General features: G+C 64.3%; 10 protein-coding genes. 1 reads left to right on the forward strand and 9 read right to left on the reverse strand.

Annotation, left to right across the window (positions count from 1 at the left end; translation table 11 throughout):
* Window positions 1-22: 22 nt before the first annotated feature.
* Window positions 23-979: an RluA family pseudouridine synthase gene (locus RYH70_RS12565; protein ID WP_022994605.1), complete on the reverse strand. Its 957-nt coding sequence runs from the start codon at window positions 977-979 to the stop codon at window positions 23-25.
* Window positions 980-1,854: 875 nt separating this feature from the next.
* Between RYH70_RS12565 and rne the strand changes: the two genes are divergently transcribed.
* The gene (gene rne / locus RYH70_RS12570) at window positions 1,855-5,256 is read left to right on the forward strand and encodes a ribonuclease E (protein ID WP_317009216.1); all 3,402 of its coding nucleotides are present in this window, start codon (window positions 1,855-1,857) and stop codon (window positions 5,254-5,256) included.
* A gap of 261 nt (window positions 5,257-5,517) precedes the next feature.
* On the opposite strand, the gene murB is transcribed toward rne, so the two are convergent.
* The 8 genes from murB to RYH70_RS12610 form a co-directional block, all read right to left on the reverse strand.
* Complete coding sequence (gene murB / locus RYH70_RS12575; protein WP_051414319.1) at window positions 5,518-6,552, reverse strand: UDP-N-acetylmuramate dehydrogenase; 1,035 nt, start codon at window positions 6,550-6,552, stop codon at window positions 5,518-5,520.
* The gene (locus RYH70_RS12580; protein ID WP_022994602.1) at window positions 6,549-7,034 is read right to left on the reverse strand and encodes a low molecular weight protein-tyrosine-phosphatase; all 486 of its coding nucleotides are present in this window, start codon (window positions 7,032-7,034) and stop codon (window positions 6,549-6,551) included. The genes murB and RYH70_RS12580 overlap by 4 nt, the downstream gene beginning before the upstream one ends.
* Complete coding sequence (gene kdsB, locus RYH70_RS12585; protein WP_022994601.1) at window positions 7,027-7,791, reverse strand: 3-deoxy-manno-octulosonate cytidylyltransferase; 765 nt, start codon at window positions 7,789-7,791, stop codon at window positions 7,027-7,029. The genes RYH70_RS12580 and kdsB overlap by 8 nt, the downstream gene beginning before the upstream one ends.
* A complete protein-coding gene (lpxK, locus tag RYH70_RS12590; RefSeq protein ID WP_055099312.1) occupies window positions 7,788-8,819 on the reverse strand; it encodes a tetraacyldisaccharide 4'-kinase in 1,032 nt (343 codons plus the stop codon). Before lpxK ends, kdsB begins: the two co-directional genes overlap by 4 nt.
* Complete coding sequence (gene msbA, locus RYH70_RS12595; protein WP_022994599.1) at window positions 8,812-10,560, reverse strand: lipid A export permease/ATP-binding protein MsbA; 1,749 nt, start codon at window positions 10,558-10,560, stop codon at window positions 8,812-8,814. The genes lpxK and msbA overlap by 8 nt, the downstream gene beginning before the upstream one ends.
* Window positions 10,557-10,982, reverse strand: coding sequence for an ExbD/TolR family protein (locus RYH70_RS12600; RefSeq protein ID WP_022994598.1), 426 nt, complete (start codon window positions 10,980-10,982; stop codon window positions 10,557-10,559). Before RYH70_RS12600 ends, msbA begins: the two co-directional genes overlap by 4 nt.
* Window positions 10,979-11,614 carry a MotA/TolQ/ExbB proton channel family protein gene (locus tag RYH70_RS12605; protein WP_026949056.1) on the reverse strand — a complete coding sequence of 212 codons (636 nt, stop codon included), beginning with the start codon at window positions 11,612-11,614 and terminating at the stop codon, window positions 10,979-10,981. The genes RYH70_RS12600 and RYH70_RS12605 overlap by 4 nt, the downstream gene beginning before the upstream one ends.
* Before the next feature lie 63 nt (window positions 11,615-11,677).
* Window positions 11,678-13,906 (reverse strand): DNA internalization-related competence protein ComEC/Rec2, encoded by a 2,229-nt coding sequence (locus RYH70_RS12610; protein ID WP_317009217.1) that lies wholly within the window; start codon window positions 13,904-13,906, stop codon window positions 11,678-11,680.
* Window positions 13,907-14,006: the final 100 nt, after the last annotated feature.

Raw genomic sequence — 14,006 nt, forward strand, 5'->3', positions numbered from 1 at the left:
CCTCGGGTAGCATTAATCCACTTCAGGATCGGGACCGGCGCCGCAGTGCCGCCAGAATCGACTCGAAATCCTCGTCCAGGGGGGCCTCCACCCGTACCCGGCGCTCGCTGAGCGGATGCCGGAAGGTCAGGCTATGGGCATGCAGACACAAACGACGCATGCCGAGTTCCCCAAGCAGGCGATCCCCCTGATCGTTGCCGTACTTGTCATCGCCCAGCAGCGCGAATCCGCCGAACTGACTGTGCACGCGGATCTGGTGGGTGCGTCCGGTGCCCAGAGTGGCCTCCACCAAACTGACACCGCCGAGCCGTTCGAGCAGCCGGAAGTCAGTGACCGAGGGCTTGCCCTCCCGGGACACGCGCACCACCCGCTCGTTTCCCTGCATCAATTTGAGCAACGGCGCCTCGATACGGCGTTCCTTGCCCTTGAAGCCCTGGCACAACAGCCAGTAGCGCTTTTCCACGCCGCCCTGCTGCATCAACCGCTGCAATCGGCGCAAAAAGCTGCGCCGTCGCGCCACCATGATGCAGCCACTGGTATCCCGGTCGAGCCGGTGCACCAGCTCCAGTTCCCGTTCCTCCGGATAAAGCACTCGCAACGCCTCGATCAAACCGAGACTGACGCCGCTGCCGCCATGCACCGCCAGGCCCGCCGGCTTGTTGAAGATGAACAGGTGCTCGTCTTCGTAAATAAGGGTGCGGGAAAGCCGCTCCGCCAGAGCGTCGCTGACTTTGGGCGGCGCCTCGGACTCGGCGGTGCGGATCGGCGGAATGCGCACGATGTCGCCATTCGCCAGACGGGTGGTCTGTTTGGCGCGCTTTTTGTTCACCCGCACCTCGCCGGACCGGATGATCCGGTAGATACGGGAACGGGGCACGCCCTTGAGGTGCGTGATGAGGAAATTATCCAGGCGTTGACCGTCACGCCCTTCATCAATGGTGACGAAGGATACGCGGTCGGCGGAGGGGGTCTCGGACATGCGGGGGATTCTGACCTCAGCCCCCGCGCAGGTCAATTGCCGCGCCAGCCCGACAGCGCCATCAGATTGATCTTATTGCGGTTTTGTTGCTATAGTGCCTTGTCTGGCAACAGCTTTACGATCGTTGTGTCCGCCCATTACTCATATTTACGGATAGCGGGGCGCGAACAGTGAAGCCGGTGGTCCCGTGAGCATGACGGGCGGCCCGGGCCGGCGCCCTGCTCCCCTATCGGGTCAAGTCAGGACGCCCCCGGAAACATTTATCCTTGCCGCTTCCCGTGCCCGCCCACCCAATCAGAGACGCTCGTTGCGCCCGGTTACCGTGAAAAGATGGCCTCCGATGCGCGATCGGAACGCTGATGACAGACTCATGTCGGCCGCGGCAGGCCAACGGCGACGCGCAGCGACCATTCGCCGTCAAGATCAGACCGCCCGCCCCGCCCGACCATGATGACGTCGCGAGAACTCCCACCGGAGCGCGACGCTGCAGCATGACCTCCCGGGCCGCATCAATGCCCGGCAGGTTGCCGACAACCTAAACAGGCGGACTGCAGCCAGGCTGAAGACAGAGAACCGGTATACAGACAAACCAAAGTTTACCCGGTCCGGCGCCAAGCAAATCCGAGCGCCGGGCACAGCGTGAAGCACAACCACGGGGCATGACATCCCCGGCGCAACACCAACGGAACGACTTCCTATATCCGGAGGAGAAAGAGTAGCGAACAGGCAGAATCATCACCGTCGTCTCCGCGCCTCAAGGCGCCGTAAACACGTGACGTCAATGCCTGCGCGGCTTTTCCTCGTTCAGGGTCAGGGTCTGATACCGGCACCAAGCCGGCCCGCTGCATGCCGCCACGAAACAACGTGGTAGCACAATGAAACGTATGTTGATCAACGCCGCCCATCCCGAAGAGGTTCGGGTGGCCCTGGTGGACGGCCAGCGTCTTTATGACCTGGATATCGAACACCGCTCCCGCGAGCAGAAAAAAGCCAATATCTACAAAGGCAAGATCACTCGCATTGAACCCTCTCTTGAAGCCGCTTTCGTGGACTTCGGCGCCGAACGCCATGGTTTTCTGCCGCTGAAGGAAATTTCCCGTCAGTACTTCACCAAGGATCCCAAGGACATCCAGGGTCGCATCAACATCAAGGATGTGATCAAGGAAGGCCAGGAAGTGATCATCCAGGTGGACAAGGAAGAGCGCGGCAACAAAGGCGCCGCCCTGACCACCTTCATCAGCCTGGCCGGCCGGTATCTGGTGCTGATGCCCAACAATCCACGCGCCGGCGGCATTTCCCGCCGTATCGAGGGTGAGGAACGGCAGCAGCTCAAGGAAGCTCTGGCCAGCCTCAAACTGCCCGACGAAATGGGCGTGATCGTGCGCACCGCCGGTCTTGGCCGTGGCGCCGAGGAACTGCAATGGGACCTGGATTACCTGCTCAAATTGTGGGATTCCATTTCCGAAGCATCGCAGTCCCGCAAAGCCCCGTTCCTGATCTATCAGGAATCCAATGTCATCATCCGCGCCATCCGCGACTACCTGCGCAAGGACATCGGCGAGGTGCTGATCGACTCCGAAAAGGTGTTCGAGGAAGCCCAGGCCTTCGTCCAGCAGGTGATGGCTGACTACAAGCACAAGATCAAACTCTATAACGAGGAGATCCCGCTGTTCTCCCGTTTCCAGATCGAATCCCAGATCGAGACCGCGTTCGAACGGGAAGTGAAACTGCCTTCCGGCGGCTCCATCGTTATCGATCCCACCGAAGCACTGGTGTCCATCGACATCAACTCCTCCCGTGCCACCAAGGGCGCGGACATCGAGGAAACCGCCCTGCAGACCAACCTGGAAGCCGCCGACGAGATCGCCCGGCAACTGCGGCTGCGGGATATCGGCGGCCTGATCGTGGTGGACTTCATCGATATGGGGCCGGCCCGCAACCAGCGCGAAGTGGAAAACCGCATGCGCGACGCCCTGGAAGCGGACCGCGCCCGAATTCAGTTGGGCCGCATTTCGCGCTTCGGGCTGCTGGAACTGTCCCGTCAGCGGCTGCGTCCCAGCCTCGGCGAGACCTCCAGCATCGTCTGCCCGCGCTGTAATGGTCAGGGCCATATCCGCGATGTGAAATCCCTGGCGCTGAGCATTCTGCGCCTGATCGAAGAAGAGGTGATGAAGGAGCGCACCGGCGAAATCCAGGCCCAGGTGCCGGTGGCCGTGGGCACCTTCCTGCTCAACGAAAAACGCCCCGTGCTGCGCGATATCGAAACCGCGCACAACGCCCGAGTGCTGGTGATCCCCAATCCGAACCTGGAAACACCTCACTTCCTGGTCGAACGGATCCGCGACGATCAAGTCAAATCGCAGACCAGTCACGAGCTGGAGCTGGTGGACAACAGCGCCGAGGAGCCCGTCACCAATACCCAGGAAGCACCAGCGAAACCCCAGGAGCCGGCGGTCAAGCTGATCACTCCGGACACCGCCCCGCCAACGCCCAAGGCGCAACCGGCGGCCGCGGCACCAGCGGCGGCCACGGCTGCGGCAACCGAAAGCACGCCCGGCCTGTTCGCCCGGCTGCTGGGCTGGTTCGCCGCCGTGTTCGGTGGCGGTGCCGGGCAGGAACAGAAACAGCAATCCAAGGGCGGCCAGAAAGACGGGCGCCGCCAGCAGGAACGCACGCCCCAGAACCGTGACCAGCGCGGCAACCGCGACAAAGAACGTGGCCGCCGTCAGCAGGAACGGGGCAACAACCGTAATACTCGTAACCGGCGGGATGACACGGAGCAGCAGGACGATAACCGTCGTGGTAACCGTGGCAACCAGAATCGCAACCGCAACAAGGCGGATGGCCGCGACGGTGACAACGCCGGCGGCAATAATCGCCGTGGTCGCAACCGTGGTGGCGACCGGTCCTCGGACAACAAGAGCACGGACAATAAATCCAGCGACGCCAAGTCCAGCGATGCCAAGGCCAACGAGAGCCAGGGCCGTCAGGAACGCCGCGGCGAAGGCCCTAAAGCCAACCGCCGTCAGGACGCCAAGGATGATCGTCCGCTGCGCGAGCGTGAACGGCCGCGCAAGAGCCAGGACGATCGCAAAGCTCAGCAACAGGACGCTCCGCAGCAAAACGCTGAACAGCAAAAGGGTGGCGATACTCAGCAACGCAAGGACGAGTCCCGCAACGATGGCGGCAAGACCGCCGCGCAACGGGACAATGACCAGCGCCGCAATGATCAGCGCCCGCAAAACGCCGGCCGGGGCGAGCCCCAGGCGGACAACAAGCAGGACGCCGGCAAGGGCGGCGCTCCGGTTCAACCGCCGCTGATGACCAGCGAGGACAATACGCCGGGACGCGATCAGGAACGCGGCGACAGCCGTCCGCCCAAGGCCAAGCTGGTTCCGGCCCAGGAAAGCGGCGAAGGCAATGCACAAGCCGAGCAGGCACCGGTCCAGGCCAAACCGGCTCAGGCCAAATCTGCCCAGGATGGCGATGCCAAAGACGCTCCGGCGGAGCAACAATCAGCGAAGCAACAAAACGACCATTCCCGGCAGCAGCATGACAAGCCGGTGAGCAAGCCACAACAGCCGGAACAGGAAAGCAAGCGGGAAGCACCGAAGCCCGCCGCCGAAGCACCGGCCCGGGACGAGAAACCGGCGGCCTCCGCCGAAGCGGAAGAGCAACCGGTACGGCGTGCCGGCAACGATCCGCGCCAGCGTAACCGCCAGGCCGCGGCTCAGGCCGAGGCCAAGCCTCAAGCGCCCGAGCCGGAAAAAACCAACGGCGGCCCGGCCACGCAGCCGGAACAGGTTGCCAAACCGGTAGAGGAAAAGCCGGCGACGGAAACACCGCAACCGGCGGTTGAGCGCGCCCCTGCTCCAGCGAAGACCGCGGAGAAAGCGGCGGAAAAAGCCGAGGCCAGCAAGCCGGCCCCGGCCGAGCAGCCGAAACCGGAGACTCCGGCGGCTGAACCGAAAGCAGAACCGAAAGAAAAACCGGTAGCCGAGCCGAAGGCGGAAGCGAAGGCCGAAACGACCCCCAGCGGCGACACCAAGCCGGAGGCAGACAGCAAACCGGTGGAAGCGGCGAAGCCGGCGGTCAGCCCGGAACAGCCGGCACCGGCGAGCGATGCCAAAGGCAGCGGCCCCGAAGCCGCGCCCCAAGCGCCGGCCGCCGCTCCGCAAGGCCGGGCCAGCAATGACCCGCGCCTGCGCCGCCGCCAGCAACAACAGCAGGCGGCCGCCGCGGCGGACAGTACCAAGGACGCCGACACCGGCGCCTGATGCCCTGATCCTTCAGGCATGAAAAAGCCCTCGCCGGGTTACCGGCGAGGGCTTTTTTATGACCGCCATGGACGGCGGTGACCCTGGCTACGAAGCCACTGTGGGAGCTTGCCTGCAAGCGAATCTTGGAGCCCGGAAGCCCATTCGCTTGCAGGCAAGCTCCCACAGTGGCTTCGTGGCCCTCTCTGAATTAGTGTTCCCAGCACCTGCCGATATGGCATTGTAGAAATTCACAAGCCAGAGCGTCAGACTCTCCTGAAATTACGGGACACCAATGGCTCCCGGCATCAACACCGGCTCCTGCTCCAGTTCCACGCCGAAGCATTGCCGCACGTCTTCCCGCACCGCCGTCGCCAGCGCCAGGACGTCCACGGCGGTGGCGCCGCCATGATTCACCAGTACCAGTGCCTGCTGATCGTGCATACCCACCGGGCCGAGACGCCGGCCCTTCCAGCCGCTGCGCTCGATCAGCCAACCCGCCGCCAGTTTCCGGCCTCCGGTCACGGGGAAAGAAACCAGATCCGGATAGCGCTCCAGCAACCGCTGGTAGTGAGTCAGCGAGACCACCGGATTCTTGAAGAAACTGCCCGCATTGGGCAGCTTCGCCGGGTCCGGCAGCTTGCTTTGGCGCAACGCGATGACGGCTTCGCGCACCCGTGCCGGGGTCACTGGCCCGCCGCCTTCCAGCCGCTCCGCCAGCCCGCCATAGCCCAATCGAAAAGAGTCCAATCGGCAGTCGCTGCCACGGCGCAGATTCAATGTCAGGTGGGTAATAATGAATTCACCCCGGCAGCGGCTCTTGAACAGACTGTCCCGGTAGGCGAATTCGCACTGATCGGCATCGAAGCTGATGTTGCTGCCGTCGTCCACCGACACCGCTTCCACCGTCGATACCACGTCCGCCAGTTCCACGCCGTAGGCACCGATGTTCTGGAATGGCGCCGCGCCGACGTTGCCGGGAATCAGGGAGAGATTCTCCAGCCCCTGCCAGCCGGCGGCGACGGTGTCCGCCACCAACCGGTCCCAGACCACGCCCGCGCCAACCCGCACCTGGGCCAGGCCCTCATCCACCTGCCGGTAGCTTACCTCATCGAAAACCGGCATCACCGTCAGGCCGGGCAAGTCCCCGGTCAGCACCAGGTTGCTGCCACCGCCGAGTACGAACAGCGGGTCCGCCCCGCGCCCGGTCAATACCCGGGCCAGCTCATCCACATCGGCGGGGCGGGCCAGCCGCTCGGCGCGGGCCGGCAGGGCCAGGGTATTGGCCGTACTCAGATCCACATCGGTGTCGATCACAGCGATGCCCGCAACTGTTCCAGCCACAGCTCGCTGGCCCGTTCCACCAGATCCAGCACCTGATCGAAGCCGTCTTCACCACCGTAATAAGGGTCCGGCACTTCTTCCGGTTCGCCCTCACCCAGCACTTCCAGGAAACGGGCCACCCGTGCGCGGCCGCTGGCCGGCGCCAGTTCGGAAACATCGTGGAAGTTGCTGTGGTCCATGCACAGGATGAGGTCGAAACGGTGAAAGTCATCCACCGTGATCTGGCGGGCGCGCAGTTCATCCATGACGTAACCGCGCCGGGCAGCGGCCGCGGCGGCACGGCGGTCCGGGGCACGGCCGATGTGCCAGTCCCCGGTGCCGGCGCTGTCGATCTCCAGCCGGCCGTTCAACCCCGCCGCGGCCACCCGCTGGCGGAATACCGCCTCGGCGGTGGGCGAACGGCAGATATTGCCCAGACAAACGAACAACACCGCCGGCTTATCAGCATCAGTCATGCGCCCCTCCCCGCAGCAGAACCCGCATGCGTTCCAAATCCTCCGGCGTGTCCACGCCGCCGGGCACGTCCTTGCAGGCCGGCGCCACATGAATCGCCGCGCCATTGGCCAGTGCCCGCAATTGCTCCAGGGATTCCAGTTTCTCCAGCGGCGCCGGCGGCCAGTTGACGAACTGGTGCAGAAAACCGGCACGGTAGGCATAGATACCAATGTGCCGCCACCATTGCCCGTCACCAAGCCGCTCTCGATCCCTGGCGAACGCGGTGCGGTCCCAGGGAATCGGTGCCCGCGAGAAATACAGGGCGCGGCCGCGGTTGTCGAACACCACTTTGCAAATGTCCGCGCTGAACAGGTCCCCGGCGGCGGTGATCGGCTCGCATAAGGTGGCCATCTGACAATCCGGATTGGCGGCCAGATTTTCCGCCACCTGATTGATCACCTCCGGCGGAATCAGGGGCTCGTCTCCCTGCACATTGACAAGGATGTCATCGTCGGCGAGCCCCAGTTGCGTCACCACTTCCTGCAAACGATCGGTACCGGAAGGATGATCCGGCCGCGTCATCACCACCGGACAGCGTTCGCCCACGGCATCGGCGATACGCTGATCATCGGTGGCCACCCAAACCTGCCCGGCGGCGCTGAGCAGGCAACGTTCCGCCACCCGCAACACCATCGGCTTACCGGCCAGATCCGCCAACGCCTTGCCCGGCAGACGCTCCGACGCATAGCGGGCCGGCACCACCACGGAAAAACTCATTCTCTCTCCTTCTCGACGGATTCCAGCGCCGCTGCGGACGGCGCCGAATCCGGATTCAATGCGCGGTCGATCATGGCGTCCAGTACCGTTTCCGGCAAGGCGGCCCGCACCGGCAGCATCCATAGTCGGGTATTGTCGAAGCCCTGGCATTTCACCGCGTCTTTCTCGGTCATCACCACCGGGCGACCATCGGCGAACGCCAGATCCTCGGGTTTAAAAGCATGGTGATCGGCAAACGCATGCGGCGTCACCGCCAGCCCCAGTACCGCCAGGGAACGAAAAAAACGCTCCGGATTGCCAATACCGGCAACGCCGTGCACGGCGCCAAAGCGCTCCCGGAACGCATCCCCGTCCAGGGTCAGACCATCGCTCAGACGGGTCAGTTTACCGGGTTTGAGATGCATGGTGACGGCCCCTGGCCAGACGCCGCCGTTGGCCACCAGAAAGTCCACCTGTTCAAGACGGCTGGCCGGCTCGCGCAAGGGGCCGGCGGGCAGGCAGCGGCCATTGCCGAGCCCCCTGCGGGCGTCGATCACGACGATTTCGGCGGAACGGGGCAAGGCATAATGCTGCAGGCCATCGTCACTGATCACCAGGTCCGGTGCCAGCTCACGCACCACATAGTTCAAGGCACGGTCGCGGCGTGGATCCAGCACCACCGGCACTCCGGCCCGGCGCACGATCAACAGGGGTTCATCACCGACCACCGCCGGGTCGCTGGCGGGCGTCACGGTCATCGGGTATCGGCCGGCCTTGCCGCCATAGCCCCGGGAGATCACCACCACGCTGAGGCCACGCTCGCTGGCGCGCTGGGCCAGAGCCACCACCAGCGGGGTTTTTCCGGTGCCGCCGACGGTGACATTGCCGACCACCAGCACCGGCACCGGCGGCGCGGTCCGCTGCCGCCGGAAAGCGGCCAAACGGCGCCCCGCCACCCGCCCCACCAGCCAGCCCAAAGGGCGCAGGGGCGTCAGCCAGGGGCTGCCTTGATACCAGCCCCGCTCCACACGGCGGGCGAAATCAGTCATTAACGTCGTCGGCGAAATCCATCTTGTAGAGTTGAGTGTAGAGTCCATTCTTTTCCAACAGCTCGGCGTGGGTGCCCTGTTCAATCAACTGGCCCTGATCCAGCACCAGAATACGGTCCGCTTTCTCGATAGTGGACAGACGGTGCGCGATCACCAGCGTGGTGCGGCCTTCCATCAGACGTTCCAGCGCCTTCTGGATATGGTGCTCCGATTCCGTGTCCAGCGCGCTGGTGGCCTCATCCAGAATCAGAATCGGAGCGTCCTTGAGCAACGCCCGGGCGATGGCCACGCGCTGGCGCTGGCCACCGGAAAGCTGAGCGCCGTCCTGGCCGACCATGGTGTCCAGGCCCTTGTCCAGGCCCTGAATGAAATCCCAGGCATAGGCGTTACGGGCGGCCTGCTCCACCGCTGCTTCGTCGGCATCGCGCATCTCGCCATAGGCGATGTTGTTGCGCACGGTGTCGTTAAACAGCACCACTTTCTGGCTCACCATGGCGATCTGGTGGCGCAGGTCCGCCAGCCTGTAATCCGGTAGCGGCACGCCATCCAGCAGCACCGAGCCCTGGTCGGGATCGAAGAACCGGGGCAGCATGGCGGAGATGGTGCTCTTGCCGGCGCCGGAGCGACCAATCAGCGCCACCGTTTCACCACTGCGAATGGAGAAACTGAGATTACGCAGCACCGGCTGATTCGGGTCATAGCCGAAGGTGACATCACGGAATTCCACGTTGCCTTCGGTGCGCGGCAGCGTCAATTGTCCCAGGTCCCGCTCCACCGGACGGTCCATCAATTCAAACAAGGAGGCGGCGCCGGTAACGCCGCGCTGAATCTTGACGTTGACGTCGGTAAGCTGCTTGAGCGGCTTCTGCACCATGCCGGCGGCGGCGATATAGGACAGGAAACCGCCCACGGTAAGCTGCTCACCCATCATCGTGATATACAAATAAGTGATGGCTCCAATACCCACCGCCACGAACAGCTGCACGATCACCGTGGAAGCGATCTTACTGGCATTGAGCTTGGTGTTCTGGCGCGCGAACCGGCGGCTGACACTGTGGAAGCGGTCCCCTTCCAGCTTCTGCCCACCGAAGATCTTCACCGCCTGATTGCCCTCGATGGCTTCACCAAGAAACTGGGTGATGTTGCCCATGGACGACTGAATACGGCGGCTGATATGGCGGAACCGTTTGCTGGTGACATTCACCACCAGGCCAATCACCGGCGCCACCACCAGCAGAATCAGCGTCAGTTTCCAGTTCTGATAGAACAGGAACGCCATCAGTCCGATCACCGTCAATCCTTCCCGGAAAATCACCATCACCGCGTCGGTGCCGGCGCTGGTCACTTGCTGGGCATCAAAGATGATCTTGGACATGATGCGGCCGGAAGCGTTGTTGTTGTACTCCGACTGAGGCAGCCGCAACACATGACCAAACACTTCATTGCGCATGAAATAGACGATTTCCTGGGCCACCCAGGCCAGCGTGTAGCTACCAAGGAACTGCCCGACCCCTTGAGCCAGGGCGATGAGCAGCGGCGCCACGGAGACCACCAGTACCCGGTGAGGTTGCGGGTCGACCACGGTTTCACCCAGGTAGCCGGCCAGTTGCGCGGCGGCGGCCTGGGTGCCGGCATAGATGGCATAGCCGAGAAAACTGGCGAGTAACAGCAACCAGTGAGGTTTTACATAGCCCAGCAGCCGTTTATACGTTTGCCAGGCACTTTCCGATTGTTGGCTCATTGGCCCTCTTCAGCGGCTTCACGTGTAGTGAGCGACAGCTTATCAAAGCCTAGCTGGCCCGCCACGTCCATCACCGTCACCACCGCCTGATAGCTGGCGTAGGCGTCGGCGGTGATCAGCATGGGCCACTCGGTTTTGTCCTGGCCCAGCCGCAACAGTGCGGAGCGCAGGCCGGCGTCGCTGTTATCGATCAGTTTTTCGCCGTTGATCACATACTCACCCGCCGACGACACCAGAATCTCCACTGCCTGGGGCGCCTGTTCCGGCGGTGTGCCCTGCGCTTCCGGCAGAGTCAGCGATAACTGCGTTTCGCGGGTGAACGTGGTGGAGACCATGAAAAAGATCAACAGCAGGAACACCACATCGATCAACGGCGTCAGGTTGACGCTGATTTCTTCCTGCCGGGGCCGTGGGAATTTCACGACTTCGCTCCTTGCCCCTGCTCCGGCTCGCGGTCACCGTGGACCAGATCGACCAGATGCACCGCGTTTTGTTCCAGCCCGACGGTAATCTCCTCCACCCGGCGCACAAAGAAGCGGTGGAAGAAAATCGCCGGAATCGCCACCACCAGGCCGCCGGCAGTGGTGAGCAGGGCCTGGGAAATACCACCGGCGAGCTGGGCCGCGTCGCCGGTGCCGTGAATCATGATCGCGGCGAATACGTCGATCATACCCACCACCGTGCCAAGCAGGCCCAGCAAGGGCGTGATGGCGGCGACCGAGCCCAGCGTCGCCAGATACTTCTCCAGGTCGTGGACCACCCCGGTGGCCGCTTCCTGAATGCTCTCCTTCATGATCTCACGGCCATGGCGGGCGTTGGCCAGCCCGGCCGCCAGAATCACACCGAGGGCGGACTGCGATCTCAAGGTTTCCAGCCGCTCATCAGACAATTGCCCTTTCTTCAACCACCCCTGTACTTCCGCCAGGGTGCCCGCCGGCGCCAGCCGGGACGGACGCAAAGTCCAGAATCGTTCCGCCACGATGGCCAGCGCCACCACCGAACAGATCAGGATCGGGAGCATCATCCAGCCCCCGGACTGCACCAATTCCTGCACGTTATTATCCCCTTGCTCAGTTGCGGTGGCGCGCCGTGACATCAGGCCAATCCGGTAACCCCCTTACCAGAAACCGCCGGGCCCATGCCAGGGCCGGCCGTGATCGTCACGCCACCTTGTTATAGGCGCGGCATTATCGGTGGCCCCCAATTGAAACTCAATCATGCCAGCCCGGTCGGTGCGCAGAACCGTGACGCCTGCCGCTTCCAGGCGCTCCAGGACCGCTGGCGCCGGGTGGCCGAAGCGGTTGGCGTAACCGGCCGAGGCTACCGCCCAACGGGGTTGTAATCGCGACACCCAGGCCCGCGACGTGCCGGTGCCACTGCCATGATGGGACAGCACCAGAACGGTTACCGGCGCCACCTGATTCAATAACCGGTACTCCACCTGATGGGTGATATCACCGGTCAGCAGCACGCGGTGAGGGCCGGCCTCCACCCACAGGACACAACTGGCGTCATTCCCTTGCCAGGCCCGATCGCGAGGCCACAAAAAACGGAAGGTCACACCGTCCAGGATCCAGCTCTGCCCGGCCTGGCAAGGCGCCGCGCCGGCGCTACGGTCCGGTTCACCGGACAGCAGCAAGCCCGGCTCACGCAGGTCCCTCAAGCCACCGGCGTGATCCAGATCGCCATGGCTGACAATGGTGATCAATGGCCGCAACCGCTGGCGGCGCAACCACGGCTCCAGCACACTGGAACCGGCGGAACCGCCGGGCCAGGCCGGGCCGGTGTCGTACAGGACCAGGTGCTCATGGGTGCGCAGGGCCACCGCCTGCCCCTGCCCCACATCGAATACCGTCATGCGCAATTGTCCGGGCGGGGGCGCGCTACTCTGCGGCCACAACCAGGGCACCATCAGCAACGGCAGCATGCGGCGCGGCCAGGGCCAGGCTCTCAGCGTCGCCAGCGCCACCGCCAGCAACAACGCCGCCGCGGCCATCCCCGTCAACAGCGGCGGCGTCCCCGGCGTGAACCGCGTCAGCACCGTCATCAGCGCCACCGCGCCTTCCACCCCGGTGGCGGCCGCCAATGACAGCGCCGGCCAATCCAATAAAGCGCCAGTCAAGGCCAGCGGCACGATCAAAAGGCTGAACAAAGGCACCAGCACGGCGTTGGCCACCGGCGACGTCCAGTGCCAGCTGTCAAACAACACCGCGCTGATCACCGCCATCATCAATGGCAGGCCGATCCACAACCAGGGCCCTCCCGTCCGCGCTATCAGCAGGATCGCCAATACCGCGCCGAACGACAGCCACAGACTGGCCGACAACGCCGCCAGCGGATCCCGCAACAACACCACGCACAAAGCCAGGGCGAGGATCTCCAGCGGCGGCCGTGGGCGGCGGCGACATACCGCCAGGGCCAACACCGAGATCATCAAGGCCGCGCGCTGGGTGGGCAGGCTGAAACCGGCCAGCGCCGCATACCCCCAGGCCCCCGCCACTGCCGGAGGCCAGGCCAGCAGCGCCAGCGGGAGCCGCCGCAACGGGCCGCACAACCACTGGCAAAGGGGGCCGAGCAGAACCCTGCCCAGCCACCAGACCATGCCGCTCACCAGGGTCAGATGAAGCCCGGAGATGGCCAGCAAGTGCGCCGTGCCGGTATCCCGGAACAAGTCCCACACCGGCGCCGGCAAGCCACGGCGATCCGCCACCACCAAAGCCGGTATTACCGCCGCGCCATAAGGGCTGGTCGCCAAATGACCGGCGATCCGATCGCTGATTGCCTGCCGCCAGCCCGGCAGGCCGCCGCCTCCCCAGCGCGCCTCCACGGCCCTCACCGTGGCGCGGGCGTCGATGCCCTCGGCCAAGAAATAACGTTCCGCATCGAAGCCGGCTTCGTTATAGGTGCCGCGAGGCACATGCGGACGCAGCCGTGCCCGTATCCATTCGCCGGCACGCAGCGGCGGGTCGGGATTCCAGTAACTCACCCGCAGCCGATGCCGTCCCGGCCAACGGCCCTGCGGCGTGCTGACCCGGCCTTCCAGCCGCGCGATCTGGTTGATGCCGGCCTCCCCGTAATGCACGCCGCCGCGGGTCTCCGGTAACGACACCACCCGCCCGACGAACACCAGTTCCTCGCCGTTGAGGTGTTCCGGCAAGCGGGCGTCCAATGCCAGCTGCAGCATCACACCGGCGTAAAGATAGGTCAGCGCCGGCCACAACCAGGCCCCGGCGGATCCACCCCGGCGCCGGGCCAGCAGCGCCAGCACCAATCCCGCCGCCACCGGCCATAGCAGGCCGTACCACACCGCCACGGTCATCGCCGCGGCCATACGCCCCCAGGGCATCCTTGCCTCCCGCCGCCAACCCTCTGATGTTGACAGCTTCCATTCAGCTTACCTGTTCTACACTGCCGGAACGGCGGGACTCACGCGCACTAGGCGCGAC

The sequence above is a fragment of the Alloalcanivorax xenomutans genome (assembly GCF_032810065.1).
Classification (GTDB): Bacteria; Pseudomonadota; Gammaproteobacteria; order Pseudomonadales; family Alcanivoracaceae; genus Alloalcanivorax; species Alloalcanivorax xenomutans.

Bases quoted from the DNA above. Each gene is read 5' to 3' on its own strand.
- rne (WP_317009216.1), top strand. From the start codon at position 1,855: ATGAAACGTATGTTGATCAACGCCGCCCATCCCGAAGAGGTTCGGGTG.
- RYH70_RS12610 (WP_317009217.1), bottom strand. From the start codon at position 13,906: ATGCCCTGGGGGCGTATGGCCGCGGCGATGACCGTGGCGGTGTGGTAC.
- RYH70_RS12565 (WP_022994605.1), bottom strand. From the start codon at position 979: ATGTCCGAGACCCCCTCCGCCGACCGCGTATCCTTCGTCACCATTGAT.
- lpxK (WP_055099312.1), bottom strand. From the start codon at position 8,819: ATGACTGATTTCGCCCGCCGTGTGGAGCGGGGCTGGTATCAAGGCAGC.
- RYH70_RS12580 (WP_022994602.1), bottom strand. From the start codon at position 7,034: ATGACTGATGCTGATAAGCCGGCGGTGTTGTTCGTTTGTCTGGGCAAT.
- msbA (WP_022994599.1), bottom strand. From the start codon at position 10,560: ATGAGCCAACAATCGGAAAGTGCCTGGCAAACGTATAAACGGCTGCTG.
- kdsB (WP_022994601.1), bottom strand. From the start codon at position 7,791: ATGAGTTTTTCCGTGGTGGTGCCGGCCCGCTATGCGTCGGAGCGTCTG.